Annotated in this window: 24 protein-coding genes; 14 read left to right on the forward strand and 10 right to left on the reverse strand. The window is 46.1% G+C overall.

The window, feature by feature from the left end:
- Entirely contained in the window at positions 1-1,377 is a 1,377-nt protein-coding gene (locus MTF70_RS07040; RefSeq protein WP_205461107.1) for an efflux transporter outer membrane subunit, read from the forward strand.
- 96 nt (positions 1,378-1,473) lie between these two features.
- Here the strand turns inward: MTF70_RS07040 and MTF70_RS07045 are convergent, their stop codons facing one another.
- Positions 1,474-2,016 (reverse strand): carboxymuconolactone decarboxylase family protein, encoded by a 543-nt coding sequence (locus tag MTF70_RS07045; protein WP_005374097.1) that lies wholly within the window; start codon positions 2,014-2,016, stop codon positions 1,474-1,476.
- A gap of 111 nt (positions 2,017-2,127) precedes the next feature.
- Here MTF70_RS07045 and MTF70_RS07050 point away from each other — a divergent pair, with 111 nt between their 5' ends.
- Entirely contained in the window at positions 2,128-2,730 is a 603-nt protein-coding gene (locus tag MTF70_RS07050) for a TetR/AcrR family transcriptional regulator (protein WP_005384344.1), read from the forward strand.
- 151 nt (positions 2,731-2,881) lie between these two features.
- Here the strand turns inward: MTF70_RS07050 and MTF70_RS07055 are convergent, their stop codons facing one another.
- Positions 2,882-4,138, reverse strand: a complete 1,257-nt coding sequence (locus MTF70_RS07055) for a type 2 secretion system lipase (RefSeq protein WP_104980377.1) — start codon at positions 4,136-4,138, stop codon at positions 2,882-2,884.
- A 466-nt stretch (positions 4,139-4,604) separates the two neighbouring features.
- On the opposite strand from MTF70_RS07055, the gene MTF70_RS07060 reads away from it, so the two are divergent.
- Both MTF70_RS07060 and MTF70_RS07065 read left to right on the forward strand, forming a co-directional pair.
- A complete protein-coding gene (locus MTF70_RS07060) occupies positions 4,605-6,635 on the forward strand; it encodes a S8 family serine peptidase (protein ID WP_025768035.1) in 2,031 nt (676 codons plus the stop codon).
- A 9-nt stretch (positions 6,636-6,644) separates the two neighbouring features.
- Positions 6,645-7,007 carry a hypothetical protein gene (locus tag MTF70_RS07065; RefSeq protein WP_017635087.1) on the forward strand — a complete coding sequence of 121 codons (363 nt, stop codon included), beginning with the start codon at positions 6,645-6,647 and terminating at the stop codon, positions 7,005-7,007.
- 205 nt (positions 7,008-7,212) lie between these two features.
- Here the strand turns inward: MTF70_RS07065 and MTF70_RS07070 are convergent, their stop codons facing one another.
- Genes MTF70_RS07070 through MTF70_RS07080 form a run of 3 tightly spaced genes read right to left on the reverse strand, consistent with a single transcriptional unit; the run spans position 7,213 to position 9,268 of the window.
- The gene (locus tag MTF70_RS07070; RefSeq protein ID WP_005384349.1) at positions 7,213-8,469 is read right to left on the reverse strand and encodes a PTS ascorbate transporter subunit IIC; all 1,257 of its coding nucleotides are present in this window, start codon (positions 8,467-8,469) and stop codon (positions 7,213-7,215) included.
- A 9-nt stretch (positions 8,470-8,478) separates the two neighbouring features.
- Positions 8,479-8,766, reverse strand: a complete 288-nt coding sequence (locus tag MTF70_RS07075) for a PTS sugar transporter subunit IIB (RefSeq protein WP_005374080.1) — start codon at positions 8,764-8,766, stop codon at positions 8,479-8,481.
- 58 nt (positions 8,767-8,824) lie between these two features.
- Positions 8,825-9,268, reverse strand: a complete 444-nt coding sequence (locus tag MTF70_RS07080; RefSeq protein WP_025768034.1) for a PTS sugar transporter subunit IIA — start codon at positions 9,266-9,268, stop codon at positions 8,825-8,827.
- Positions 9,269-9,516: 248 nt separating this feature from the next.
- On the opposite strand from MTF70_RS07080, the gene MTF70_RS07085 reads away from it, so the two are divergent.
- On the forward strand, positions 9,517-10,545 hold the full coding sequence (locus MTF70_RS07085; RefSeq protein WP_025768033.1) for a LacI family DNA-binding transcriptional regulator: 1,029 nt from the start codon (positions 9,517-9,519) through the stop codon (positions 10,543-10,545).
- 84 nt (positions 10,546-10,629) lie between these two features.
- Here the strand turns inward: MTF70_RS07085 and phnX are convergent, their stop codons facing one another.
- The 3 genes from phnX to phnW all read right to left on the reverse strand — a co-directional run bounded on the left by phnX (position 10,630) and on the right by phnW (position 14,044).
- On the reverse strand, positions 10,630-11,445 hold the full coding sequence (gene phnX, locus MTF70_RS07090) for a phosphonoacetaldehyde hydrolase (RefSeq protein ID WP_025768032.1): 816 nt from the start codon (positions 11,443-11,445) through the stop codon (positions 10,630-10,632).
- 89 nt (positions 11,446-11,534) lie between these two features.
- Positions 11,535-12,914, reverse strand: a complete 1,380-nt coding sequence (locus tag MTF70_RS07095; RefSeq protein WP_025768031.1) for an aspartate aminotransferase family protein — start codon at positions 12,912-12,914, stop codon at positions 11,535-11,537.
- Between the two features lie 26 nt (positions 12,915-12,940).
- Positions 12,941-14,044, reverse strand: coding sequence for a 2-aminoethylphosphonate--pyruvate transaminase (gene phnW, locus MTF70_RS07100; protein WP_025768030.1), 1,104 nt, complete (start codon positions 14,042-14,044; stop codon positions 12,941-12,943).
- Between the two features lie 266 nt (positions 14,045-14,310).
- Between phnW and MTF70_RS07105 the strand changes: the two genes are divergently transcribed.
- The 6 genes from MTF70_RS07105 to tnpA all read left to right on the forward strand — a co-directional run bounded on the left by MTF70_RS07105 (position 14,311) and on the right by tnpA (position 20,709).
- Positions 14,311-15,321: a putative 2-aminoethylphosphonate ABC transporter substrate-binding protein gene (locus MTF70_RS07105; RefSeq protein WP_005384363.1), complete on the forward strand. Its 1,011-nt coding sequence runs from the start codon at positions 14,311-14,313 to the stop codon at positions 15,319-15,321.
- Positions 15,322-15,581: 260 nt separating this feature from the next.
- Positions 15,582-16,688 (forward strand): putative 2-aminoethylphosphonate ABC transporter ATP-binding protein, encoded by a 1,107-nt coding sequence (locus MTF70_RS07110; RefSeq protein WP_025768029.1) that lies wholly within the window; start codon positions 15,582-15,584, stop codon positions 16,686-16,688.
- Positions 16,689-16,696: 8 nt separating this feature from the next.
- The gene (locus MTF70_RS07115; protein WP_205461106.1) at positions 16,697-18,421 is read left to right on the forward strand and encodes a putative 2-aminoethylphosphonate ABC transporter permease subunit; all 1,725 of its coding nucleotides are present in this window, start codon (positions 16,697-16,699) and stop codon (positions 18,419-18,421) included.
- Positions 18,422-18,430: 9 nt separating this feature from the next.
- The gene (phnR, locus tag MTF70_RS07120) at positions 18,431-19,135 is read left to right on the forward strand and encodes a phosphonate utilization transcriptional regulator PhnR (protein WP_005442366.1); all 705 of its coding nucleotides are present in this window, start codon (positions 18,431-18,433) and stop codon (positions 19,133-19,135) included.
- 66 nt (positions 19,136-19,201) lie between these two features.
- Positions 19,202-20,107 (forward strand): EamA family transporter, encoded by a 906-nt coding sequence (locus MTF70_RS07125; protein ID WP_193838042.1) that lies wholly within the window; start codon positions 19,202-19,204, stop codon positions 20,105-20,107.
- Positions 20,108-20,274: 167 nt separating this feature from the next.
- Positions 20,275-20,709 (forward strand): IS200/IS605 family transposase, encoded by a 435-nt coding sequence (gene tnpA / locus MTF70_RS07130; RefSeq protein ID WP_205461105.1) that lies wholly within the window; start codon positions 20,275-20,277, stop codon positions 20,707-20,709.
- 80 nt (positions 20,710-20,789) lie between these two features.
- Here the strand turns inward: tnpA and MTF70_RS07135 are convergent, their stop codons facing one another.
- Positions 20,790-21,341 carry an outer membrane beta-barrel protein gene (locus MTF70_RS07135; RefSeq protein WP_005374044.1) on the reverse strand — a complete coding sequence of 184 codons (552 nt, stop codon included), beginning with the start codon at positions 21,339-21,341 and terminating at the stop codon, positions 20,790-20,792.
- A 12-nt stretch (positions 21,342-21,353) separates the two neighbouring features.
- Positions 21,354-22,280, reverse strand: a complete 927-nt coding sequence (locus tag MTF70_RS07140; RefSeq protein WP_005374042.1) for a VirK/YbjX family protein — start codon at positions 22,278-22,280, stop codon at positions 21,354-21,356.
- Positions 22,281-22,692: 412 nt separating this feature from the next.
- On the opposite strand from MTF70_RS07140, the gene MTF70_RS07145 reads away from it, so the two are divergent.
- The 3 genes from MTF70_RS07145 to MTF70_RS07155 all read left to right on the forward strand — a co-directional run bounded on the left by MTF70_RS07145 (position 22,693) and on the right by MTF70_RS07155 (position 25,909).
- Positions 22,693-23,052, forward strand: coding sequence for a DUF3316 domain-containing protein (locus MTF70_RS07145; protein WP_064369428.1), 360 nt, complete (start codon positions 22,693-22,695; stop codon positions 23,050-23,052).
- Between the two features lie 218 nt (positions 23,053-23,270).
- On the forward strand, positions 23,271-24,671 hold the full coding sequence (locus MTF70_RS07150) for an FAD-dependent oxidoreductase (RefSeq protein WP_115386471.1): 1,401 nt from the start codon (positions 23,271-23,273) through the stop codon (positions 24,669-24,671).
- Positions 24,672-24,784: 113 nt separating this feature from the next.
- Positions 24,785-25,909 carry a M14-type cytosolic carboxypeptidase gene (locus tag MTF70_RS07155; RefSeq protein WP_017819760.1) on the forward strand — a complete coding sequence of 375 codons (1,125 nt, stop codon included), beginning with the start codon at positions 24,785-24,787 and terminating at the stop codon, positions 25,907-25,909.
- Positions 25,910-26,243 lie beyond the last annotated feature (334 nt).

Below are 26,243 nucleotides of genomic sequence, written 5' to 3' on the forward strand. Positions count from 1 at the left end.
ATGAAATTCAAAACTCGATTGGTCGCGGCTGCCTTAAGTGCAGTGTGGTTGTCAGGTTGTGGGTCGCTTATGCGTAGCAACTATCAAGCTCCTGAGGTGCAAGTGCCTGCAAATTGGCAACAGATGCATGTTGCGGGTGATGTCAGCATGGATCCTTGGTGGTTGGCGTTTAACGACCCAACGCTTAATCAATACATTGCTCAGGTGTTGGCTCAAAACAACGATTTGACGCTGGCAACGCTAACGCTAAAGAAAGCGCGTTTACAGCTGGGTTTAACGCAAGATGACCTTTTCCCTACGTTGAGTTCTTCCACATCAGGACAAGTTCAAAAATCTCTTGATAGCGGGGAATCGGCAGATAGCTACAGCACTAACTTGTCCGTCAATTACGAGTTGGATTTGTGGGGAAAAATCTCGGCAGACGTTGACCAAGCCAAGTGGACGGCGATTGCAAGTCAACAAGATCGCGAGGCGACCGCACAAAGTTTGGTGGCAACGACGGCATCGTTATATTGGCAAATCGGCTATCTAAAACAGCGCTTAAACCTCAGTCAGCGTAATGTGGAAGACGCAGCTCAAACGCTACAATTGATTAAAAAACAGTACCAACTTGGCGCTGTGGATCAGTTAGATGTGCTTGAAGCCAAACGTACGTTGGCAAGCTTACAAGCGCAGCAAAGTGAGTTTGAACAGAGTTTACTTGAGGCAAACCACGCCTTTGCGATTTTGTTCAATCAACCGCCGAAGAGCATCAGTGCAAACATCCAAATGCTGCCTGAAGGCGATATGCCATCGTTGAGTGTTGGTGCTCCGTCTGATTTATTGATCCGCAGACCCGACATTAAAGCAGCGCTTTATGAAGTCAAAGCCGCGCTAGCAAATAAAGACGCAGCAGATTTAGACTACTTGCCCAAGCTGACGCTCACTGGGGCTTTGGGTGGATCGTCACAAGCGCTCAAAGACCTGCTTTCCAACCCGATCGGCAGTTTAGGTGCGGATATGACGTTGCCGTTTTTGCAGTGGAATGAGATGAAAAATAGCCAAGCCATTGCCGATTTAGACTATCAATCGGCTATTGTGAGTTATCGCCAAGTGTTGTACGCCGCATTCCAAGATGTCGAAAATGCCTTGTCAGCACGCGAGAAATTGAAGTATCAGGCGGCGCGTTTACAAGAGCAATATGATGCCGCAAGTGCCGCTGAGTCCATTTATGCTGCGCGGTATCAGTATGGCTCGACGTCGATCATGGACTATTTGAATGCACAAGAAGACACCAGAAACGCGCAAGCTTCTTTGTTGGAAAACCGCTACAACCAGTTTCTCACTCAGGTTACGCTTTACCAGTCTTTAGGAGGAACCGACGTTGCGCCGTTGTAATTAGGGATCAGCGCACACTAGCGAAGCGTCATGCAACAAAGCCTTTTTTGAAGGTATTACTGGTCCCATTGATGGGGCCAGTAATAAAAGCTTAAGTTACTTGGCGAACTTCTTGAAAGGTGCATCAACCGGAGTGTCAGCTAGGTGATTGGTGTAGTTACTCATCACTTTTTGCGCTAGACCAAGTACAATTTCAAGCAGTTGCTGCTGTCCGTAACCCGCCGCAAAGAACTTCTCTATCTGAGACTCTTCCACTACACCACGTTGGCGCACCATTTGAAGCGTTGTTTCTCGTAGTGTTTCAAGTTTTTCGTCTGCCAATGGTGTTTGGTTGACGAGAGCATCAACAATCTCCTGATCCACTTTCATTGACGCCGCGATCGCACTATGAGCAGGAACGCAATAGTGACAACCATGTTCAACGTTGATGGTTTGCCATACGACGGTCAATTCTTCTGCGTTAAATGATGTTTGTTGAAAGAGCTCATGCACAACTTGATAACCCTCAAGCAAGGTTGGCGCTTCAGCCATAACAGCATGAAGATTTGGTAGCATGCCAAACGCTTTGACTGAATTTTCAATCAGATGCTTTGATCCTTCGGGTGCGTTTTCTGCGGTATACAGTTTAAATTCTGCCATGTTTAAATCTCCTGTAATTGGATATGAGCGGATTAGGCAAGAACAGGATAGTTGATTTTGAGCGGTCGCTCAATATAAAATTGAGCATATGTTCAAAATTGATAATTGCTCATGGCGAATACAAAGAAATTCCAACGTGATGAAGTGGTGAAAGCTGCCTCGGATCTATTCTGGAAGAAAGGTTTTCATGCAACATCTACACGTGATTTACAAGATAGCGTTAATCTGCGTCCTGGAAGTATCTATGCGACGTTTGGGTCAAAAGAGGGGCTATATTGTGAAGCGCTAAAAATGTACGTTGCGAACTTACAAGCCCTGTTTGAGTTGCATTTAGCTCAGAACACAACGGTTCTAGATGCAATAGAAGCTTTCGCGATTGATGTGGTTATCAATCAGCGAGACTCCAATCCCAGTGAAGTGTGCATGTTAGTCAAATCAGCAAGTGAATTTGCTGAGGATTTTAATGCGCTGCGCAATCAAACAAACAGCTTAGCAAACCAATTTGAATCTTTTCTTGCAAAGCTGTTTGAGCGAGCAATCGAGAATGGCGAAATTGAAGCCCAGGATACATTGCTTCTTGCTCAGTTGTTCCAGGTTCAGTTTACGGGTATACGAGCCTACTCATACCGCAGTGATGATGAAACCTTAAAGACGTTGATCTCTATTATGGTGAACAGCTTCCGCGGTAACGTACCAAAACAGAACGCTGAATGAGACTGCTCAAAGTCAACGTCTCTAAATCAACGGCTTGAAGTAAGCGAGCTCAAATAAACCCGTTATCGGGGGTCGATGTCGATAAAAAATGACCACGAAGCATCGTGGTCATTTTTATGCAGATTAACTTGCAATGAACAACAACGGCTTATTAAAAGCGAAACTCTTCTAAGTTATTGCTGCTTTCTAACATTTTTTCAGCCACATAACGATGCGTTGCTGTGGTTGGGTGAGTCACATCCCAGAACACGAACTTATCTGCGCCAGATGCTGCACATTCAGAACGTAATGAGTGAGTGTACATGTAGTCAACAGAGGATGAACGGTTGATGTCTAAGCAAGGGTCGCTTGCATTTACGAAACCGTGTTCTTCTGGTGCCGAGGTTAACTTCTCAAACAGTGCGTGTGTATCAAACAATGCGATGTTGTAGCCTTGGGCTTTGTAGTACATCGCTTGTGCTTTGATGAACTCGTTCATCTTCAATACTTTCGCACGAATCGTTTCAATTTCTTCCTGTGTTGAGTATTTGAACTGTGGTGCTTTGGTTGCATCTGGCAGTGTCATCAACATGAAGTTCTTCGCGCCAGCGTCTGTTAAACGAATCAGAGCTTCAGCGTAATCCGCTTTTACTTCCGGCACGCTACGGTTGTAGTTCATGAAATCATTTAAACCAAACTCTAACGTAAACAATGTGTTAGCAGGGTTGTAGTTCTTCGCCAGCTTTGTGTAGGTTAAGTAAGAAGAAACTTGTTCGCCGACACCAGTTAGCGCGATGTATTGGTTTTCACCTGCTGCGCCACCAACTGCCCAGTTGTATAGCGGTAAGTTTTTGGCTTTAGCAACGTATTCCGTCCAAACAAAACCGTTTGAGAAGTGACCCAAGAACCAGCTATTCGGGTTAGGAAAGCGCCATTGGGACGCGTTAAAGATGTTGCCTGTATCAGACAAGCTATCGCCTAAAGCCACTACTTTGTTTATCTGATCTGGTTGCATTGCAGCATCATTGCTCCAGATCGTGTGGTTATAAGAATAACGATTGTCGGCAGCAAAAAATGTAATGTCTGCGTTCTCGTTCGCTAGATCTAGTGTTTCTTCACAACGCTGGCGAATTACGTTTTGTGAGGTATTGGTGTAGAACATGTTTTTAAATGAAACAGAGCTCCACCAATAACCATCGATAGTGAAGTCACTACCATCTTTGTTTTTTGCCCATTTCCAATCGGTAGCCGCATCGTCCTTAGAGTGGCTCGTACGATACCAGCATCGAACGTACGTATAAGTTTGATTTTCTTGCGCGCTAACCACTTCAGCCGCAGAAACCATTGCTGGTGATAAAGTTGGCTCCTCTGCAATGGCGGAGGCAAGCGGAAGTAATGCAGTTAATAGTGTGATTGTTTTTTTCATCATTCACTCTTCTTGTAATGGTTATTGTTCCGAATGCGTGAATACGCTCGGCTATAACAGTATTTAGATGAGAATTTTTCTCACTAAACCTTCTAATTCTGAGTAAATGCTCAAGACAGTCAACAACTAAATATTCAATATTTCAGTTTTGGCACCACGGTCAAAAAATCCATTCAGCATAGCAATCGATTAAATGGGTGATATTTAGAATAATTACTCACTAACATTAATTTAACATTCACTTTTTGTTAATTAAGTAATTGCTTTATAAGGTTTTGTCGATGATTTTTAATGTTAACTTAAAGTGTTTATTGAATGATCTTTTGTACAAATTTGTATATTCATGAAACAAATTGTTTGGCATTTTTGCTCTGTAAACTATAGCTGAAGCTCTCATGTAAACATCATGATGATGACTTTTCATGAGAATATAGTGAATAAAAATTAGCTCAAATAAGGAATAGGGCAAATGCACTACACAACAAGTAAAAAACAAGGCTTATTTTCGTTGTCTGCCGTAGCAATAGCACTGACCACTTCGATGTCAGCGTTTGCGGCTCCACCAATGGGATTTGATGAATCTAAGTTACCGACGAAGTACATCGTCAAATTCAAAGAAGATGCAGTCAGCCGTTCTTCAATGGGTGGTAACTCATTCTGGGGGCCACGAATCGCGCAGGAGTCTGTTCTAGAACAGGTGAAGGCACGTAAGGTGGAAAAACTAGGCAATCGCGCCATTTACAGCGTTGAATTGGATGGCGATGACTTAGAGCCGCTTCGCAATCGTAGTGATGTGGAATACGTGGAAGTCGATCCACCTCGCTATTTGCTCAGCGAAACGACCCCATGGGGATATGAAGCGGTTAATGCTCAACTGCTAGCTGACTTCAATGCGGGTAATCGCACTGTATGTATTATCGATTCAGGGTACGACATTTCGCACAACGACCTAAGCGGTAACCGCGTTGCTGGTACTAACGATAGTGGTACGGGATCATGGAGTGATCCGGGTAACAACAATGCCCACGGTACTCACGTCGCGGGTACGATTGCTGCGATTGCCAACACCGAAGGTGTAAAGGGTGTGATGCCAAACCAGAATGTGAATTTGCACATCGTGAAAGTATTTAACGAATCGGGTTGGGGTTACTCATCTGGGCTTGTTAAAGCAATCCAGACCTGTGCCGATAATGGTGCTAACGTTGTGAACATGAGCCTTGGTGGTAGTCAATCAAGCCGAACTGAGCAAAATGCACTGCAAAATATTTACGATCAAGGCGTTCTATTGATCGCCGCAGCGGGTAATGATGGCAATACAGCGCACAGCTATCCAGCTTCTTATGACTCAGTGATGTCTGTTGCGGCTGTTGATAATCAAAATGATCATGCAGCGTTCTCACAATCTACTAATCAAGTTGAGATCTCAGGCCCGGGTGTGGCGATCTTATCAACGGTTACGGTAGGTGAAGGTAAACTTTCTGATATTACCTTGAATGGTGTCAGTCAGTTTGATCGTGGGATTGTTCCTCACAATCGTTTGATCAATAACGGTTCTTCGTATGTTCCGGATCCAATCGCGGGTTCAGTAACGGCAACGCTAGATAGCTGTGATGTATCTGGCGGTAACTTTAACTGTGGTGATATGTCGGGCAAAATTTGTTTGACTGAGCGTATTGGCAACCAGTCTTCAGGAAACTACCCTGAAGTGGATGCGGTTCAGGCTTGTTACAATGCGGGTGCGCGAGCTGCAATCGTATACAGCAACTCTGAACTACCTGGTTTACAAAACCCATTCTTGGTAGACACAAACAACGCTTATCGTATGGTTTCGGTAACGGTTGATCGTGCATTTGGTCAAGAGCTGTTGGGGTATGTTGGTCAGGAAATTACTGTTGCAACAACCTCTGGTGAAGATTACGAATACTACAATGGTACATCAATGGCGACACCGCACGTAACGGGCGTAGCTGGCTTGGTGTGGAGTTACCACCCAACCTGTACAGCAGCGCAAGTGCGTAATGCCCTAGTGAAAACTGCAACAGATATTGATGTTGCTGGTCGAGACAACCGTACTGGCCACGGCCTAGTTAATGCTGAAGCGGCGAAGCTGTTCTTGGACGCTGGCTGTAATGGACCTGATGGTGGTAGCTCTTCGGATTCTAGCTTCTCAAATACCAGCCCTGTTGCGATTCCAGATAATAAATCTTCTGGCGCAATCAGTGCAGTAGAAGTCGATCGCTCTGGTGATTCAGGCACAGTAAGTATTGACGTTGATATTAGCCACACTTACATCGGTGATCTACGAGTGACTTTAACGTCACCGACTGGTGGAGAAGTTGTACTTCACAATAATACTGGCGGCAGCGCTAACGATATAAAAAACACGTTCCAAGCGGATTTTTCTGGTTTTGAATCGCAAGGTACATGGGAACTAAAAGCGGTAGACAGTGCCAGAAGAGACACAGGCACCATCAACAGTTGGACTCTGACCTTTCAATAAGGAGTGACTATGAAGAAGTTGACCTTACTTTCTTTGTCTGCGGTAGGCGCTACCGCACTATTGGCAATCGGACTGAGCTCAAGCAGCTTGGCAAACAATCAAGGATTTCCTCTCGTGGATGAACGCCAAGATCAAGCCGAGCAGCAACCTGAACGTTACTTTATTAAGTATCATGAAGGAAAAGAGAGCGAAGTGAGAGCGCTTCTTCGTCAGCACAACATTGAAGTAGTCGACGCTCTGGTGAAACAACATGTGTTGATTGTGGTGGGTGAACAGGCGGAAGTCGATAAGCTCGCCGCTCACGATGCGGTCGAATACACCGAGCAAGAGCCGACAAGGAAGCTGCTATCTAACGGAACTACGCTTCAATAAGCCAAACCTCCTTAAGATAGTGCCAAAAAGAAAAACGCCCCTCACGTAAGGGGCGTTTGTTTTCTTTCTATGATTGCTTTTTATGACTGGTTTCTTCTAAAGCCAGTCGTTTGCTATGACTAGAGATTCTTGAAGATTGATGCCGATGAGCCTATTCCCGCATTAATCACGCCAGTTCTCAGCTCGTCATATTCAGACTAACTACTTAGCGAACAATCAGACCCAGTAGGATACCTACAGCGCCGAAGTCTGCGTCACTAAAGGTTGTGTTAGCAAAGCCTAGGTCACCAAGCACTGGCATTAGGAATACTGGTAGGAAGGTAATCAGTAGACCTTGTGCAAAAGCACCCAAGATTGCACCGCGACGACCACCTGTAGCGTTACCAAATACACCTGCCGCTGCACCTACAAAGAAGTGTGGAACGACACCAGGGATAATCACAGTAAGCCCCATCACGTAAAGTAGGAACATACCCAAAAGACCCGCCGCAAAGCTCGATAGGAAGCCAACTAATACTGCGTTTGGTGCGTATGGGAATACAACCGGACAATCAAGCGCAGGTTTTGCGTTTGGTACTAGTTTGTCTGAGATGCCTTTAAACGCTGGAACGATTTCTGCGATAACCATACGTACACCTTGAAGGATAACGTACACACCACCGGCGAATGTGATGGATTGCATCAGTGCGAACATGAACCAGTGTTTACCACCGCTAACTTCGCGTACAAAGTCACCGCCAGCGAAGATACACGTCACCATAAAGATGATGCCCATGGTGAATGAGATTGCCACTGGCGTATCACGTAGGAACAACAAGCTCTTAGGTACGTTCATCTCTTCAGTAGAGTGTTCTTTATTACCGAACTTGCTGCCAATAAAGCCCGCTAGTACGTAAGAAAGGGTAGAGAAGTGACCAATCGCAACGTCGTCAGAACCTGTTACTTGCTTCATGTACTTGTGAGCAATCGCAGGGAAGAACACCATCACAGAGCCCACAACTAGAGAGCCAAGCGCGATCAGTGGAACACCTTTCATGCCGCTAGAAGCAAGGATCGCCGCTACCATCATTGACATAAATAACGTGTGGTGACCCGTTAGGAAGATGAATTTCCATGGCGTGAAGCGAGCGATCAAGATGTTCACTAACATACCGAAGAACATGATCATCGCCATCTCTTTACCAAACGCTTCTTGCGCGATAGAGACGATAGCTTCGTTGTTTGGAACCACGCCAGTGATGCCGAACGCGTGTTGGAAAATCGTCGCAAAGTCACCCAGAGAAGTTACAACCAGACCCGCACCCGCACCAAGCACGATGAAACCAAGAATGGTTTTTACCGTGCCTTTAATGCACTCGGTGACCGGTTTTTTCTGGGCAATTAAGCCGATTAGGGCGATAAGACCTACCAGAACCGCCGGCTCTGATAGGACATCGTTCATTAAGAAACTGAAAAATTCCATAACGCCACCTTATAGAGCGCCAAGCTCTTGAAGTGCCACAGATAGACGCTCTTTCATTGCCACTTTGTCGACCATGTTATCAAGCGCAACGATGCGTGGTTCAACGCCCAGTGCGTTCAACTGCTCAACGATGTCGTTAGTACCGATGAAGATGTCACAATCCGTACCTTTTGCAGAACCTAGATCGATATGATCCACTTCTGCGTTTACATTCAATTCTTTCACGATGCCTTTGATGCTCATTTCCATCATTAGGCTAGTACCAAGACCGTGACCGCAAACAACCATAATTTTCATAATTCAGACCTTTTCTTTTTATAGGGGTGTATGCCCATTTTGAAGGGCACATCAGGAGTTAGTATTTTTCGATGATCGCGAGAACATCTTGTGTGTTTTGAGCGGAGCAGATGGCTTCTACATGCTCTTCATTCATAAACAACTCAGCCAGTTTAGAAATCGCATCCACGTGCGAGTTACTGTCTGTCGCGGCTAGCGTAACCAGCATTTTCACTGGGTCGTTACCTTCAGAATCGAAGTTCACGCCGTTTTGAATCACCGTGATAGCAAGAGACAAACGGTTAACGCCATCTTCAGGGCGAGCGTGTGGCATTGCCATACCAGGACCTACCACGTAGTAAGGACCGAGCTCTTCGTGTGAGCGGTAAATAGCGTCCACGTAGCTTGGCTCAATCGCGCCATTTTCAATCAGTGCTTCACAGGATTTGCTCACCGCATCTTTCCAGTCAGTAGCATCAGAATGGATGCGAATCACATCAGAGGTAATCAGTTCACGTAGCATTGGATCTTTCCGGTTTGTTGTTTTGTTGATGGGTACTTTATCGATCAATTTGTCAGAAAAACCTGAGAATGATCACAAATGGTAGCGCTATCTGATAGCGCTATCATAAATTGTGATAGCGCTACCATTTTTATCAGTCATCCGAGTTTCATATGCTTGTGATCGACTTCTAATGCGCTAATATCAAAACCACTAAAACGCTGTGGTAAGATGTCGCGGCAGAAAATAGAGAACACTAAATAAGAACAATGAGCGAACCTCGCAAACGAAGAAGTACTGGCAATGTCACCTTGGCGGACGTCGCTAAAAAAGCCGGCGTAGGCACCATGACGGTGTCGAGAGCATTACGAACGCCCGAGCTAGTATCTGACAAGCTGAGAGAAAAGATTCAACAAGTGGTTGATGAGCTCGGCTATATCCCGAATAAAGCGGCAGGGGCTTTGGCGTCTGCTGAAAGTTACTCCATCGCTCTTATCATTCCTTCCCTGTTTGAAAAAGCGTGCGCGCTTTTCTTACCGAGCTTTCAACAAGCGTTGAACAAAGCGGGTTATCAGTTGCTGCTTGGTTACAGTGACTACTCGGTAGAGCAAGAAGAGAAACTGCTTTCGACATTTCTTGAGAGCCGTCCAGCCGGAGTGGTGCTGTTTGGTAATGAACACAGCCAACGTACTAATCAGCTTTTGGAAGCCTCGAACACACCCGTATTGGAAATTGCTGAGCTAAGTTCGAAAGCCAGTTATCTCAATATCGGTGTTGACCATTTTGAGGTGGGTAAAGCCTGTACCAAGCATGTGATTGAGCAAGGCTTCAAGAACGTGGGCTTCATTGGGGCACGTGGGGATCACTCCACTTTGCAACGTAAGCTACACGGCTGGCAAAGCGCGATGATTGAGAACTACCTTGCACCGGACCATTTTTTAACCACGCACGAAGCACCATCGTCACAATTAGGTGCGGAAGGGTTGGCAAAGTTATTGCTGCGCGATTCAAGTTTGAATGCTCTGGTATGTAGCCATGAAGAGATTGCGATTGGCGCGTTGTTTGAGTGTCACCGCCGAGTGCTGAAAGTCCCGACCGACATTGCGATTATCTGTTTGGAAGGCTCTTCCATGGGTGAGCACGCCTACCCAAGTTTGACCTGTGCGGAATTCGATTACGAACGTATGGGGACGAAAGCCGCAGACAAGTTACTGCAAGCCATTAAAGGTGAGCCTGTAGAGCACGTAACGGACATGGGCTTTAAGCTAAAACGCCGAGCAAGTACTGCGATCAACTAATTTGATTTGGTTAGCGACAAACGCGATACAAAAAACCTCTCGATGCTGAGAGGTTTTTTTATGCGTGAGAATAGTGATTGTCGACTAAGGACGCTCACCTGCCGCTAGGCGACGTTCGATATCTGCAACCACTTCAGGGAAGTCAGCAATGGTGTCGATAAGGTAGTGCGGCGAGCTCTTGAGCAATTTTGCACGCGCTTTTTCACGAGCAGCATTAAGCGTTGCTTCGTCCGCAGCTTGGTATTCTTCAAACGTTAGACCTGCTTCGTTACCAGAAAGCAGCAAACCAACGGTCCACATACCGGCGTTGTGACCTTCATCGATGCCCGGTGCGGCGTCATCCACTTTGATACACGCATTAACGTCCGTTACATTCAGCTCAATCACGTTTTTCAGTGCCATAAATGGTGCTGGGCGACCACCTTGCGGCAGGTCATCCGTTGCTACTACGTAATCCGGTTTGTAGCCGTAATCCGCAGCCACAGGAATCAGCACATCCATCACTTCGCGAGGGTAACCAGAACAAGAACCGATCTTGATGCCTTTGTCTTTCAGACCGTTCACAACTTCAATCGCATTAAGGATTGGCTCTGCGTGGTCAGCCACTTTTGCTTTTTGCAGAGGCATGAATGCTGCGTAGATAGCGTCGATGTCTTCGCTGGTCATTGAGCGACCAAACTTCTCATTCCAACGCTTATCAACTGCAGGGATGCGACCCACAGCTTGGATGTGATCCCACTTACCAAGCCCCATTGGTTCCCGCGCTTCTTCAAGATCGATATCAAAATCAAAGCCTTGTTTGAACGCTTCCACAAAGATGCTGGTTGGCGCAAAAGAGCCGAAATCGACGATAGTGCCAGCCCAGTCAAAGATCACTGCTTGAATTGGTGAGTTGCTCATGTTCAATCCTTTTTCTTGCTTGCCAGAGCGCTGCCTACACGTTGGAACCGCGCTCTGGATAAATTGGTTTTTGTTGAGGTCTATCGACCCTAAATGTAGTTAAAGTCTTTACACACTTTGGCGATGGCTTCTTCGAAGATCGCCAACGCTTCTGTCAGTTGTTCGCGAGTGATGATCAGCGGTGGGCTGAGTTGAATCACATTGCCTTGCGATACCTTGAAGCTCACGCCGTTATTGAGGCATTGGTACAGCACGGCTTCTGCTTCGTCATAGGCGCGCGCTTTGCTCTCTTGGTCAGTGACCAACTCAATACCCCACAACATGCCGATGCCACGCACATCGCCAATCACTGGGTACTTGGCTTTCATCTCTAGCAGCTTTTCACGCATGAACTGGCTGTCGGCTTTGGCTTTATCTAGCAAGCCGTCTTGCTCAATGGCTTCCATGGTTGCCAATGCTGCAGCACAACCGATAGGGCTTTTCTCATGAGTGTAATGACCCATGGAGATTTGCTCAGCAGTGTTGTATTTGTCTTTGGTCACCATGGCTGCGATAGGCACTAAGCCTCCGCCCAAACCTTTACCGATGCAGAGCATATCTGGCTCGATGTCATAGGCTTGGTAGGTAAACCATTCACCGCTGCGACCCATGCCGTTAGGGATGTCGTCGATGATCAACATGACATTGTGTTTGTCACAGATTTCACGGATGCGTTTCCAGTAGGCTTTGCTCGGCACTTGTACATCCGTGTTGCGAACCGCTTCTGCGATAAACGCGCCCACGCCACCTTCTTTCTCAATCACGTACTCAAGGTAGTCGGCGTAATGTACGTCGCTGCCGTCCGCGACTGGAAAAGCGCCTCGGTAAGACACTGCTGGTGGAATGCGTTCAACACCTGCCATTAATGGTCCCATTCCTTGACGAAAACACGCTTCGCCGCCCACTGAGATGGCATCCAATGATGCGCCGTGGAAGGAATCCCACAGAGACACCACCTTGTAGTTGCCCGTGATATGGCGCGCTAGTTTAAGTGCCATGCCCACTGCAGATGTGCCACCCGGCGCAAACAGCACGCGATTCAATTCGCCGCCACATATTTGGGTAAGTTTTTCGGCACACTCAATCGCGGTCTCGTTGGTAAAACGACGTGGTGAAAACGGCAGTTTGGCAATTTGCTCTTGCACACGTTTAATCACATGCGGATGACCGTAGCCCAACTGATGGACGTTATTGCCATGGAAGTCCATGTACTTTTTGCCGGTGGCGTTTTGGATGTAGATGCCTTCTGCTGCTTCCAAGGTATCTAAGCAAGGCGTTGACATGGCTTGATGAAGAAAGACCTCCGAATCACGCTTCAACAAAGCTTGCGTGCGTTCGTCGTCCATCGATGCATTCCAAGCTTGGCGCGCTGGTGTCGTGTTGACATCACCTTCGCTGCGGAAATGGGTCGGTTTGATATTCTGAGTCATAACGCTCTCTCAATCAGAAGGCTGCTTTAAGCAACTTGCCAGTACATTGCTTTTTCAATCGCACCGATTAAGCGCTCGATATCTGCTGGGTAAACTTCGCCAATGTTGCCGATGCGGAAGCAATCTGCGTTCGATACTTTACCCGGATAAATCACGAAGCCCTGCTCTTTCAAACGTGTGTAGAACGCTTTGAACTGGTAATCACTGTGCGTCGGAGAGTAGAAAGAAGTGATGATTGGCGAATGAAGGTCATCACTCAGTAGTGGTTCGAACCCCAGAGAACGCATTCCTGCAACCAGTGTTTTCTGGTTAGTTTGGTAACGGTGATGACGAGCCTCAATGCCGCCTTCTTGTTCCAGTTCTAGCAATGCTTGATAGAAAGCGCGAACTGTGTGCGTTGGAGAAGTAAAACGCCATTTACCGTGGTTCACTTCCATGCAGTGCCACTGGTCGTAAAGATCAAGGCTCAAAGAACGTGCCTGACCTTGGCACTTTTCTAGCTCAGTTTGTTTTGCAATCACAAAGCCAAAGCCCGGCACGCCTTGAATACATTTGTTTGCAGAGCTGATCATAAAATCGATGCCTAGCTCTGCGATATCGATAGGAATGCCACCAAAGCTCGACATGGCATCGAGAATCACTACTTTACCGTGAGCTTTTGCCGCAGAAGCAAATGCCTCAATTGGGTTAAGCATGCCAGTGGTTGTCTCGCAATGAACAATCGCCACGTGTGTGATCGCAGGATCCGATGCCAATGCAGTTTCCACCTCGTTCAAGTGTGGCTGTGATGTTTCGCCTGGGGAAACTACATGGCATGGAATATTTAGGTAATCAGCGATCTGAGCGATACGCGCACCGTAAGCGCCGTTGTCGACAACCAACAATTTTCCATTTTTGCCAATGGCGCTGCCAATCGTCGCTTCTACTGATGCGGTGCCGCTACCTTGCATTAGTACGCTGGTGTAGCCGTCTTGCTCCGTCGCCAGTTTTACAAGCTTAGTGCGGATCACTTCTACAATGTCTTTGTTGTATTCATCATCCCAAGTACACCAGTCTTTAAGCATGGCTTCACGTACCGTTTCAGAAGTAGATAGAGGACCTGGAGTCAGTAGTAGGTATTCGTTTTTCATCTCGATTTCCATCAGAATAGGCTAATTGGTCTACACCAAATTTCGAGTTCACTCTAGCGAGGAAGAAGAGGGCAGTAAATAGGCGAATCTCCAATTTCATAAAACTTTAATATCCAGAAAATGGTGGATCAATTGAACGATTATTCATCGAAAATTTTCGTAAAACTGCCATTTAATGGTCATGAATTCGTCACAAAGGCTCAGTAGGGTGTACATCGTCAACTGGTACAGACCAAATTAAAACTTAGCCAAATTAACTGGAGAAAATGATGAAAAACCGTTTGATGAAAGGATCGCTGGCTGCACTTGTCTCTCTGCTAGCTACGAATGCAATGGCAGCACAGGAAGTCACGGTTTACACCGCTTTCGAAACTGACATTCTTGCGAAATACAAGTCTGCGTTTGAGAAAGATAACCCAGATATCAAGATTAAGTGGGTTCGCGATTCCACCGGTATCATGACGGCGAAATTGCTGGCAGAAAAGAACAACCCTCAAGCGGAAGTGGTTTGGGGTCTTGCTGGCTCGTCAATGGCACTGCTTAAAGATGAAGGTCTCCTTAAGCCTTACACACCAAAAGGTTTGGAAGAGCTGCACGCGAACCTAAACGACCCTCAATCAAACCAAGCTTGGTTCGGTAACGATGCGTTCTTTAACGCAGTTTGTTTCAACGAAGCGGTAGCGAAACAACTTAACCTACCGAAACCAACATCTTGGGAAGACCTAACGAAGCCGGTTTACAAAGGTCACATTGCAATGCCGAACCCAGCGTCTTCAGGCACTGGCTATATGCAGGTTTCTGCCTGGCTACAAAACATGGGTGAAGATCAGGCATGGAACTACATGCGTGACTTAGACAAGAACATTGCACACTACACGCACTCGGGTTCTAAGCCATGTGTTCAAGCGGGCATGGGTGAAGTGGCTATTGGTATTTCTATGGCAAGCCGCGGCGCGAAGCTGAAAACACAAGGTGCACCACTAGCGGTTATCACACCAAAAGGCATCGGCTGGGAATCAGAAGCTGTTGGTCTAGTAAAAGAGTCTGATGCAGCGAAACGTGTTGTCGACTGGTCAATCTCTAAAGCAGCAAACGAGCTTTACGTAGAAATGTACCCAGTGGTTGCACATAAAGAAGTGAAAGCGACCGTGTCTAACTTCCCGAACGTTCAAGAGAACATGGCGAAGATGGACTTCGCGCAAATGGGCAGCAAGCGTGCAGAGATTCTAGCGGCATGGTCTGAGAAGTTCGACGCGAAATCAGAGCCAAAGTCTTAATCGAATTTGCTTTGAGTTGAATACTGAAATCCACCTCGGTTGAGGTGGATTTTTTGTTTTCTCTGTTATTTCAGAGTTTGCTGCAAGTAGATTCCTAGTCTCACCTAGGTTCGCTGGAACGACGGACTTAAGAAAGTCGGGAATCTCTAATTACCACTCTCATCTCCCTTCATCTATTTGTCATCTTCTGGCTATAAATTTGTCATTGGAACGTAACACTCCAAAACTAAAGTTGGTATATACCATTTGGAGCGTGTGTTATGTCAACTAACCAACATTACCTAAATATCGAAAATGTAGTGAAGCAATTCGGACAGTTCACAGCATTAAAGAAAATCTCGCTAGCGATTGAGAAGGGCGAGTTTGTTTGTTTTCTTGGTCCTTCTGGCTGCGGTAAAACCACTCTGCTACGTGCTATTGCAGGTTTAGACTTGCCAACGTCTGGTGCGATTTTTCAAAACGGTCAAGAGACCACATTCCTACCACCAGAGAAGCGCGATTTCGGCATTGTATTCCAATCTTACGCGCTGTTTCCGAACCTAACTGTGCAAGAGAATATTGCAGTGGGTTTGAAGAACCAAGGCATGTCGACCAAAGAAGCGTTAGAGAAGGTGGATTACTGGTTAGAAACCATTGGTCTTCCAACCTCTGGCGAGAAATTCCCTAACCAGCTTTCTGGTGGTCAGCAGCAGCGTGTTGCTTTGGCTCGTGCATTGGCGTTGTCTCCGGGTTTATTGTTATTGGATGAGCCGCTGTCAGCGCTGGATGCAAAAGTACGTGTTCACTTACGTGACGAGATTTGCAAGCTGCAACGTAAGCTTGGCATCACCACCATCATGGTTACGCACGATCAGGACGAAGCGCTGTCGATGGCGGATCGTATCGTGGTAATGAACCATGGCGTGATTGAGCAAGTCGGTACACCTCAAGAGATCTACCAACAACCAGCAACGCGCTTTGTCGCTGAGTTTGTCGGCAGCATGAACTTTATTGAAACCTCAGTAGCTACGGACTCCCAAGTGCGCATTGCAGAAACCCTAATGCCAGCGCCAAGCTTGACCAATCGTGAGATCCAACGTGGTGACCGCTTCGACCTTGCGGTGCGCCCTGAAAGCATCAAGTTCGTTGAAAACTACAACAACTCTTTACCTGTGCGAGTTACCGCAACCGAGTTTCTAGGGGCGTTTTTCCGCATTGATTGCGTATTGCAAAACGACAGCTCAACGAAAACCATCGTCGTGGATGTGCCTGTGGAAACGGTTCAAAAACTCAATATCAAGGCGGGCGATGTACGTTACATCCAGTTTGCTGAAGAAGGGCTGCATGGTTACGCCGTGCCCTCGGTTGATAAAGCGCTAGCGGCGTAGGTGTAAACATGGATGCGAAGACAATGACGATGAATAGCCTGACCACGCAAGACAAAGCAAAATCCCTACTCGGACGTGTTAGCCGCGACAACCTTGTGTTGTTTGGTTTGCTCGCTGGCTTGTCGACCATGATGGTGTTGTTCATCTTAATGCCGCTTTGGGCTATGTTGACCAAGAGTGTGCAAAATGCCAATGGCGAATTTGTCGGATTGGCAAACTTTGCGACGTACTTTTCCTCTTCAAGCTTGTGGGTGTCGGTGGGCAACACCTTCACTTTGGGCGTGATAGTGACCTCGTTAGTCGGTGTGCTTGCATTTGGCTATGCCTACGCGCTGACTCGTTCATGCATGCCGTTTAAAGGTTTGTTCCAAATCCTAGGTACTGCGCCAATTCTTGCGCCTTCGCTGTTACCAGCGATCAGTTTGATCTTCCTTTTCGGTAATCAAGGCATTGCCAAAGAGATGTTGTTAGGAAACTCGATTTACGGCGTGATTGGTATCTCGATGGGTTTGATTTTCTGGACCTTCCCTCATGCATTGATGATTTTGACTACTTCGCTGCGCACTTCAGATGCCCGTTTGTATGAAGCTGCCCGCGCACTTAAAACATCGCCCATCAAAACCTTCTTTATGGTGACGCTACCTGCGGCGAAATACGGTTTGATCAGTACGCTTATCGTCGTCTTTACACTGGTTATCACGGACTTTGGTGTGCCGAAAGTGATTGGTGGCAGCTACAACGTTCTGGCGACTGACATCTTCAAGCAAGTCGTGGGGCAACAAAACTTTGCCATGGGGGCGGTGACCAGCATTATGCTTTTATTCCCTGCGGTAATGGCATTTGGAGCAGACCGCTGGGTACAGAAAAAGCAAAAGAGCTTATTTGACACTCGCTCGGTGCCTTATCAGCCAGAACCTAACAAAGCGCGCGACAGCATTTGTTTGGTTTACTGCAGCATCATTTCTATTGCAGTGTTGGCAGTGCTTGGTATGGCGGTGTATGGCTCGTTAGTTACGTTCTGGCCTTGGAACAAAGCTCTAACGTTAAACAACTACAACTTTGCCGAAATGAGCACTTACGGTTGGAGCCCATTCTTCAACTCGCTAACGCTGGCAGGTTGGACAGCGGTTATTGGTACAGCCATCATCTTTGTCGGTGCTTACTGCATTGAGAAAGGGCGTGCGTTTGGTCCAATTCGTCAAGTGATGCAAATGCTCAGCGTGGTGCCAATGGCGGTTCCGGGTATGGTGCTTGGCTTGGGTTACATCTTTTACTTCAATGATGCGAACAATCCTCTGAACGTGCTTTATGGCACCATGGCATTCTTGGTGATTAACACGGTAGTGCATTACTACACAGTGGGTCACATGACCGCCCTGACAGCGCTAAAGCAGTTGCCATCGGAGATTGAAGCCACGGCGGCATCGGTGAAGCTTCCTCAATACAAGTTGTTCTTTAAAGTGACATTACCTGTGTGTTTACCTGCGATTTTGGACATTGCGACTTACTTGTTTGTTAATGCATTGACCACCACTTCTGCGGTAGTATTCCTTTACTCAACCGATACGATTCCGGCTTCGGTCTCAATTCTGAATATGGACGATGCAGGTCAAACTGGCGCTGCAGCAGCTATGGCTGTGATGATCATGATTGCTGCCGCAATTGCGAAGATTGTTCAGATGACTTTGGGTAAATTGTTAGAAAATCGCACACAAGCTTGGCGCAAAAGATAAGGACACTTCGTGCAATACGTAAAAATTAAAGATTCGATTGTTGAACAGATTGAAGCGGGCATGCTATCGCCGCGTCAAAAACTGCCAGCAGAGCGTAAGTTGGCGGAGTCGTTCGATACTACACGCGTTACTTTGCGTGAAGCTTTATCACTGCTAGAAGCAGAAGGTCGAATCTATCGCGAAGATCGCCGAGGTTGGTTTATCTCACCCGAGCCATTGCGTTACGACCCAACCCAAACGCTAAACTTCCCGAACATGGCGAAAGCGCAAAATCGTGTGCCAAAAACGGAGTTGGTTGCAGCAAAAGGGACGTTGGCAAACAAACAAGCGGCGCGTTTGCTGGACTTGCAGCCTTTCTCGGATGTGTATCGAGTCGACCGTGTGCGATACCTTGAAGATAGACCTGTGGTATTCGTAACAAACTACATTCGCCCAGAGCTGTTTCCGAACCTGTTGGACTACGATTTATCAAATTCGCTGACGGACATTTATCGCGATCATTATGGCGTTACATATCAAAAGATTCGCTACCGCATTTCAACCAGCACTTTGTTGGGTGAAATGGCTCAAGCATTGCGCGCGACAGCCGGTACGCCAGCGATGGTAGTGGAGCGCATCAACTACAATCAGCACGGTGAATTGATTGATTGCGATATCGAGTATTGGCGACACGATGCCATCAGCATTGAATCTCTGGCGGAACTCAATCGCTAAGTGGATTTTCTCATCATCTAAGGCTCCATATCGGGGCCTTTATTTTATTCAAACAGGAACATTGAAATGGATTTGTTGGCGATTGGTCTCGTCGTTTTTTCTGCTGTTCTCCATGCGGGTTGGAATATTCTTGGTAAAAGCAACTCAGGCTCTGGACTCGCGTTTACCATGGCCGCCAGCTTTTCTGCCTGTGCCATTCTTACCCCTTATTTGATTTGGTATTTGGCGACCATTGGCTGGACATCATTACCGAGTGAATTTTGGGGATTGCTGTTCATTAGCGGCATTTCACAAATGGTCTATCTGGTCGGCTTGATTGTCGCTTATAAGCACGCAGACGTGGGCGTGGTTTATCCGATTGCTCGGGCACTGCCTGTGATGATGGTTGGCGCAATCAGTGTGGCATTGGGGCATGAATTATCCAGTCAGCAGTGGCTTGGATTCTTGCTGATAACCCTTGGTTGTATGCTGGTACCACTGACGAACTTTCGTCAGATGACGCTGAGCTCTTATTTGAATGTCGGTGTGTTCTGGGCATTAATTGCCGCAATAGGCACAACGGGTTACTCCGTGGTTGATAAAGAAGCGCTGAGTTTACTCACAGGGCAAGCGCCAGAGATCTTGAATGATCAGTACAGTGCAATCTTCTATTTGGGCGTGCAGTTTTGGGCAATTGGTATTCCTGCCCTTGTGTGGTGCTTGGTTACAGGCAAGCCAGATGAGATTAAGACTGCGTGGCAGATCCGCAAAACAGCCAGCATGGCAGGGGTAATGATGGCATCCACCTACGGCTTGGTGCTGTTTGCGATGACCATGACAGACAACGTGAGTTTGGTGGTGGCACTAAGGCAAATCAGCATTGTGTTTGGATTGTTTATGGGGATTTGGTTTCTGTCTGAGAAATGGTATCTCACCCGAGGGCTTGGCGTTACTTCTATCGTGGCGGGGATCATTCTCGCGCTTGCGTATTGACCTATATTCACGAAAAAAGGCAGCGAATGAGCCTCTCGCTGCCTTTTGTTTTCAGCCCTAAACCACCTACTTCAGTAGGTGGTTATCATCCGTTTCGGCTTTGCCTGTAAAACTACTCATGTTAAATGCGTCTTTGATTTTTCCAGAAGTCAAAGAGGACAAATAACATGAGTAGATACAATCAAGCTTCCCACGTATTTTGGCGTTGTCAATACCATATAGTGTGGACGCCAAAGTATCGATTTAGGATCTTGAAGAACAATATAGGTAAAGAAGTTTATCGATGTATTTATGTTTACTGTAATCAACTTGGATGTGAAGTCGTAGAGCTAAACGTACAAGTTGACCACGTACATTTAGTTGTAAAGGTCCCACCAAAGCTTTCGATATCCAAGTTGATGGGGGTATTGAAAGGCAAAATAGCCTTAAAGCTATTTAGCAAGTTTCCTCACCTTAGGAAGAACAGGCTTTGGGGTAATCACTTTTGGCAAAGAGGCTATTTTGTCGATAGTGTTGGAATCAATGAAGAAATAAAACGCCGATATGTAAGACATCAAGAGAAGCAAGAGCGAGTAGAGCAGCAGCAATTGGCGCTGGACTAAACAAAGGCCCCCTTTTAGGGGGCTCACACAAAGCCACCTTCTTTAGAAGGTGGTAATTTACATTAACTTGTAAGCCTTGTTTAAAAACGCAGTTGCGCACCAAACATCACGCCGCTAGAGTCAAAATCGCTGTTTTTTGAGTACACATATTCTGCATTCAAACCAAAGTGTTTATAGCTCCAGCCGATACCGCCAGCCGCTTCACCTCCGACACTTGAGTGTTCGATGTTCTTGCTCTGACCGTTCACTTTATAAGTGTATTCGAGAGTGTAGAGAGTGACACCTGCCTTGCCGTACAGTTCGAAACCTGAACCCAGAGGATAGCTAGCATAGCCACTCAAGCGAGGTCCGGAGAAGCTCGTATCGGTGACTTCTGAAATCGGACTCACGAGTATCGAGCCGATACCGTCAAACGCGCCTTTATAACCTGCTTCGATACCAAAGTTATGTGTTGGCATGTAGCGGTAATATATTTCACCTAAGAACATGTCGCCTGATTCTTTGCTTGTCGGAGCATCGTAGTTCACATCGCCATAGCCAATGTTTGTACCTATGATGTGCTCACTGGTTTCTGCATTGGCTGACAAAGAAAAAGCCGACAACACTAAAGCAGTAATGAATGAATAACGCATGAACGCTTCTCCTTAGCTTTTAGCTTGCTCGCCTTTTAATATTTGTTCGAAAGTGACCTTGGTGTTGTCTAGCCATTCATAACGGCGACGATACATCGAACGCTTAGAGCGCGACATGCCTTCGATATCTCTACGGGGTGCATTTACATCAATTGAGTAAAAATGACGATTGTATTCGGTGCCGCCCAATTCTTGCCAGAGTGCATCGTAATCCGTTTTTATTCGCCCTTTGCTGTAACGTTTAGCTGCGTAAGTATGGGACTGCGTTTTCACCGCTAGAATCGTATTTACTTCCCAAATTTGTGCGAGCAAAGTGAGCAAGCTCACCATCAAGCTTTTTGGTCTCTGTCCGTAAAGCTTACGAGTTAGCTTTTTAATTTTCGCGTTGTTTTCTTCACTGCTTCGCGGTCCTTGTAAGCCTCCAATCATAATGCTGCGTCCAGATTCGATGTGACCTAGCGTAAAAGAGAGCGTGTAGAAGTTGCCATCTTCAGCGCTGTGCAGCACTAGGCTCATGTCGCCTTCTTTTTGATAACGTGCTTCGTATACTAATCTCACCGAGTACAGTATTTCGTCAATTTCAAAAGAGGCTAATGTTAGGCCTTTCGAGTCTGTGTAGATTTCTTCGATTGTTTGTTTAGAAAACAGTTCTGAAATAGTTTTATAGTGATCAACTACCAAGTTAGAACGATCGAACGCTGAGTTGTTTTTGATGATATACGGACGAAACGGTTTCTCTAAAAACCGATGCGTACGTGTACAAAGCAACTCTAACAATGACGATTCAATATTGTCTGAAAGGTGCTTAAATGCACGTTTGTAATAAAGCGCACGTAAGATGAACTTAGCTCTGTAGGTCCAAATTGGCTTGTAGACATCAGCATAATCATCTGAGTAAATCGATTTGCTATGGTAAAAAATAGATTTGTTCGCGGTCATTTTCACTCCAGATTAACTTGTGCTCAATAGCGACAATTAAGAACCGACGGACGAGCAGCGAAGAACCCGAAAAGGAGGAATGCAAAGCACGACTGAAAAGAGGTGGTTTTTGCTGTGTCCGACGTTTTTGTAAGGTTTTGAACACTGTTCTTTTGCTGGAATTCTAAGAGAAAATTGACCTTAGGTATTGTATGGTTTGGTAAGGAAATGTCAGGTTGAAACCCATTGTTCAAAAGGAAGAAAATGCGAATGTCGGCTGAATATGACGTTGAGTTGCTAAGTTAATGTGAAATAAGTTGAACGAAAATTGAACATTATTTGAAATTGTTTTGACGTGTTTTAGGTCTTTATACGTACCTTATAAGTATCGAGCCAATTTTGGCCCGATGTAAAGGTAAGTAAGGAGAGGTTTATGAAACGCTTAACAACTTTAGCAAGTACGATTGCTCTGATTGCTGCACCTTCTATGGCTCTTGCTGGTGGTTATCATTGGACAAACGATACCGAAACTATCCATGGCGACGTAATGGATAGCAAACAAGCGGCTTATGAAATGGGCCGAGACATGATCCAAAGCTACCAAAATAAATCATCTGGACAACTCCGTGATGAGTTTACGAGCCTTACAACGTATGTTGATCGCCAATCGTTTTCTATCACTGACTCAAAAGTCATGGTAAATGAGTTCTTGCAAAGTGACGGGCAAGTTGTTTACCAGCCTATTCTCAATGTTCAATACGAGTACCGCATGCGTGATACCGGTAAATATTAACCAGTAAGACGGACTCGAATTGTTTACCACTAATATTTTTGCTGTTTGTTTTGGGGAGCCACGAGCTCCCCATTTTGTTTTTGTTGGAAGCGAAAATTCGCACACTCTCAGTGCAACATTTTCTATCGCTCAGCGTTAGATTTTCTTGCTCGTTGATTGTCATCATCGTTTGTAAAGTGTTTGCGGAAATGGATGTAACGCACTAACGAGGATACCCGATGACACATCATTCATATTGGTTCAAGCAGGCAATTGAAGCTGAGCAACCAGAAACGCCACAACCGTTACAGCAGAACATTAATACTGACGTTGCGATTGTTGGTGGCGGATACACCGGACTTTGGACCGCGATTATGATTAAGCAGCAATCTCCGGAAAAAAAGGTAGTCGTGATTGAAAAAGGCCTTTGTGGCAGTGGTGCATCGGGCGCAAACGGCGGTTGTATGCTGACTTGGTCGACAAAGTTTCCGACATTGAAACGGTTATTCGGTGAAGAACATGCTGCTTGGTTGGTAAAAGAGTCGGAACAAGCAGTGCTAGAGATTGACGACTTTTGTCAGCAGCACAACATCGATGCGCAATTATCGTTGAAAGGGGTTTATTACACTGCAACCAATCAGGCTCAAACTGGGGGAATGCAGCCAGTTGTGGACGAGTTAAAGCGATTAGAAGTGAACAGTTGGCGTCGTTGCTCGGTGGAGGAACTGCGTGCCAATGCGGGATCGCCGCGCAATATAGAAGGCTTTCACTCTCCAGTTGCAGCCAGCGTTCAACCTGCTTTATTGGCGAGAGGATTAAGACGCGTCGCAATGGAGTTGGATGTTGAAATCTATGAGAATACGCCGATGACGCGTCTAGATTATGGAAAACCTGCCACTGTCTGTACACCTAAAGGAAATGTTCAAGCGCAGCAGGTGGTGTTGGCATTGAACGCATGGATGGTGGAGCAGTTTAAACAGTTTAAAAACAGTATCGTGGTGGTCTCTTCCGACATGGTGATCACCAAGCCGCTTGGTGACGCACTACCTCAATCTGGTTGGCAGGCAGGTTCTAGTGTGTTGGATTCTCGTATTTTTGTACACTATTACCGAGATACGCCAGATGGCCGTTTGATGTTGGGGAAAGGCGGCAATCAGTTTTCTTTCAATAACCAAGTTGACGCAATGTTTAACAAGCCAACACGCTACCAAGGTCTACTGCGTAAGTCGTTCGATAAGTTGTTTCCTCGTTTGAGAGGCGAGGAGTTTGCTTATTCATGGACGGGGGGCTCTGATCGTTCTGCTACTGGTTTCCCTTTTTTCGGCGATCTAGATAAACAGAGCAATATCTTTTACGGATTTGGTTATTCAGGCAATGGTGTAGCGCAGACTCGCATGGGCGGAAAGATCCTATCTTCATTGATATTGGGAATCGATAACGAGTGGACGAACAGTGGTTTAGCCAAAGGACCGTTGGGGTGTTTCCCACCAGAACCGCTTCGCTGGACCGGGGCTATGATAGTGCGCAACGCGGTACGTCGAAAAGAGGAAGCAGAAGATAACGAGAAAACGCCGTTTATCTGGGATAAGTGGCTAGCAAAACTTGCAGGACCAGCAGGCAAAGCGGATAAGCTTGACTAAACTGAAGACTTTAGCCACAAACGAGACAGTTTGCAGTGAAAGTCATTGGGGCGCGATGAAGCCTTGTGTTAGCCTCTGTCTTTCAAGCTCAGATTTAAAAGGTGAGTCATAAAATGAAAGTATTCAGCAACTTCGATAGCGGCAGCATTCACGTAGTGAAAGCGGACGACAAAAACGACATCCAACTCAAAATTCCTAACGACAATATGTCGGAATTCTACCAGTGGTTCCACTTCCGTCTTGAGACAGAAGCCGAGCAATCACACACCATCAAATTGCTTGATTTGGCTAAATCGGCTTATCCAGAAGGATGGCAAGGTTACGATGTGGTTGCGTCTTACGATCGTGAAGAATGGTTCCGAGTACCGGCAGAGTTCGATGGCGACACGCTGACTTTCACTGTAATCCCTGAGCGCAGCTCAATTTACTTCGCGTACTTTGCGCCATACACGTACGATCGCCATTTAGACTTGTTACACATGGCACAAAGCGCGCACCACTGCCAACTTGAAACACTAGGCCACACATTAGACGGCAATGATATGAGCCTGCTTACTTTCGGTGAGCCAGAAGAAGGTAAAAAGAAAATCTGGATGATTGCACGTCAGCACCCAGGTGAGACAATGGCGGAATGGTTCATGGAAGGTATGATCCAACGTCTGTTAGATGAAAACGACACGGTTGCGCGTGCATTGCTTGAAAAAGCGGTGCTTTACGTCGTACCAAATATGAACCCAGACGGTGGTATTCGCGGTCACTTGCGTACCAACGCAGTAGGCGTAAACCTAAATCGTGAATGGCAAACGCCATCAATGGAAAAGAGCCCAGAAGTCTACCTTGTGCGTCAGCGCATGCTGGAAACGGGTGTTGACATGTTTTTAGATATCCATGGCGATGAAGCGATTCCTTATAACTTCGTCGCTGGCTCAGAAGGTATTCCTTCTTACGATGAAAATCTTGCCGCTTTAGAGACATCATTTAAGCAAGCGTTATTGACTATTACGCCAGAGTTCCAAGATGAGATTGGTTACGATAAAGATGAGCCTGGTAAAGCGAATTTGACTGTGGGTTCAAATTGGGTTGCAGAGCAGTTCAAATGCTTGTCTTACACAATCGAAATGCCATTTAAAGATAACAACAATCACCCAGATCCACTTTACGGTTGGTCTCCTGAGCGTAGTGTCTTGTTTGGACAAGATGTATTAGCTGCAACGTTAACCGTAGCGGATAAAATTTAGCGCGACGAGTTAACGCTTTTTCATTATTTCGAAAACAGCTCATTTTAAATGAGCTGTTTTTTTGTGCTCTCCATATCCACGCTCCCCTGTAAAAATTTGTTGCCATTCACAAGCTTAAATGATGATTCTTAAATTTGAGAAAGTGGCTTTTTATGGTGATTTGCGTCACAGAAAGTTGGCTTCTTTGTGATATTCTCCGCAACGAATTGACTATGGCTAAACCAACGCAACGAACTTTATTTTTCGGTTGGGTATGCGGATGAAGCTCATGAATAGATGGTCTTGAGGTTACCTTTTTCCGTTTTACGTCATTGGCGTTTGAATATCATTTTTG

Source organism: Vibrio sp. 2CM40D, from assembly GCF_023161825.1.
Taxonomy (GTDB): Bacteria; Pseudomonadota; Gammaproteobacteria; order Enterobacterales; family Vibrionaceae; genus Vibrio; species Vibrio alginolyticus.

What these genes read in the sequence shown, in the direction of transcription:
- MTF70_RS07040 (WP_205461107.1), top strand. Translation starts at nt 1, where the DNA reads ATGAAATTCAAAACTCGATTGGTCGCGGCTGCCTTAAGTGCAGTGTGG.
- MTF70_RS07045 (WP_005374097.1), bottom strand. Translation starts at nt 2,016, where the DNA reads ATGGCAGAATTTAAACTGTATACCGCAGAAAACGCACCCGAAGGATCA.
- MTF70_RS07050 (WP_005384344.1), top strand. Translation starts at nt 2,128, where the DNA reads ATGGCGAATACAAAGAAATTCCAACGTGATGAAGTGGTGAAAGCTGCC.
- MTF70_RS07055 (WP_104980377.1), bottom strand. Translation starts at nt 4,138, where the DNA reads ATGATGAAAAAAACAATCACACTATTAACTGCATTACTTCCGCTTGCC.
- MTF70_RS07060 (WP_025768035.1), top strand. Translation starts at nt 4,605, where the DNA reads ATGCACTACACAACAAGTAAAAAACAAGGCTTATTTTCGTTGTCTGCC.
- MTF70_RS07065 (WP_017635087.1), top strand. Translation starts at nt 6,645, where the DNA reads ATGAAGAAGTTGACCTTACTTTCTTTGTCTGCGGTAGGCGCTACCGCA.
- MTF70_RS07070 (WP_005384349.1), bottom strand. Translation starts at nt 8,469, where the DNA reads ATGGAATTTTTCAGTTTCTTAATGAACGATGTCCTATCAGAGCCGGCG.
- MTF70_RS07075 (WP_005374080.1), bottom strand. Translation starts at nt 8,766, where the DNA reads ATGAAAATTATGGTTGTTTGCGGTCACGGTCTTGGTACTAGCCTAATG.
- MTF70_RS07080 (WP_025768034.1), bottom strand. Translation starts at nt 9,268, where the DNA reads ATGCTACGTGAACTGATTACCTCTGATGTGATTCGCATCCATTCTGAT.
- MTF70_RS07085 (WP_025768033.1), top strand. Translation starts at nt 9,517, where the DNA reads ATGAGCGAACCTCGCAAACGAAGAAGTACTGGCAATGTCACCTTGGCG.
- phnX (WP_025768032.1), bottom strand. Translation starts at nt 11,445, where the DNA reads ATGAGCAACTCACCAATTCAAGCAGTGATCTTTGACTGGGCTGGCACT.
- MTF70_RS07095 (WP_025768031.1), bottom strand. Translation starts at nt 12,914, where the DNA reads ATGACTCAGAATATCAAACCGACCCATTTCCGCAGCGAAGGTGATGTC.
- phnW (WP_025768030.1), bottom strand. Translation starts at nt 14,044, where the DNA reads ATGAAAAACGAATACCTACTACTGACTCCAGGTCCTCTATCTACTTCT.
- MTF70_RS07105 (WP_005384363.1), top strand. Translation starts at nt 14,311, where the DNA reads ATGATGAAAAACCGTTTGATGAAAGGATCGCTGGCTGCACTTGTCTCT.
- MTF70_RS07110 (WP_025768029.1), top strand. Translation starts at nt 15,582, where the DNA reads ATGTCAACTAACCAACATTACCTAAATATCGAAAATGTAGTGAAGCAA.
- MTF70_RS07115 (WP_205461106.1), top strand. Translation starts at nt 16,697, where the DNA reads ATGGATGCGAAGACAATGACGATGAATAGCCTGACCACGCAAGACAAA.
- MTF70_RS07125 (WP_193838042.1), top strand. Translation starts at nt 19,202, where the DNA reads ATGGATTTGTTGGCGATTGGTCTCGTCGTTTTTTCTGCTGTTCTCCAT.
- tnpA (WP_205461105.1), top strand. Translation starts at nt 20,275, where the DNA reads ATGAGTAGATACAATCAAGCTTCCCACGTATTTTGGCGTTGTCAATAC.
- MTF70_RS07135 (WP_005374044.1), bottom strand. Translation starts at nt 21,341, where the DNA reads ATGCGTTATTCATTCATTACTGCTTTAGTGTTGTCGGCTTTTTCTTTG.
- MTF70_RS07140 (WP_005374042.1), bottom strand. Translation starts at nt 22,280, where the DNA reads ATGACCGCGAACAAATCTATTTTTTACCATAGCAAATCGATTTACTCA.
- MTF70_RS07145 (WP_064369428.1), top strand. Translation starts at nt 22,693, where the DNA reads ATGAAACGCTTAACAACTTTAGCAAGTACGATTGCTCTGATTGCTGCA.
- MTF70_RS07150 (WP_115386471.1), top strand. Translation starts at nt 23,271, where the DNA reads ATGACACATCATTCATATTGGTTCAAGCAGGCAATTGAAGCTGAGCAA.
- MTF70_RS07155 (WP_017819760.1), top strand. Translation starts at nt 24,785, where the DNA reads ATGAAAGTATTCAGCAACTTCGATAGCGGCAGCATTCACGTAGTGAAA.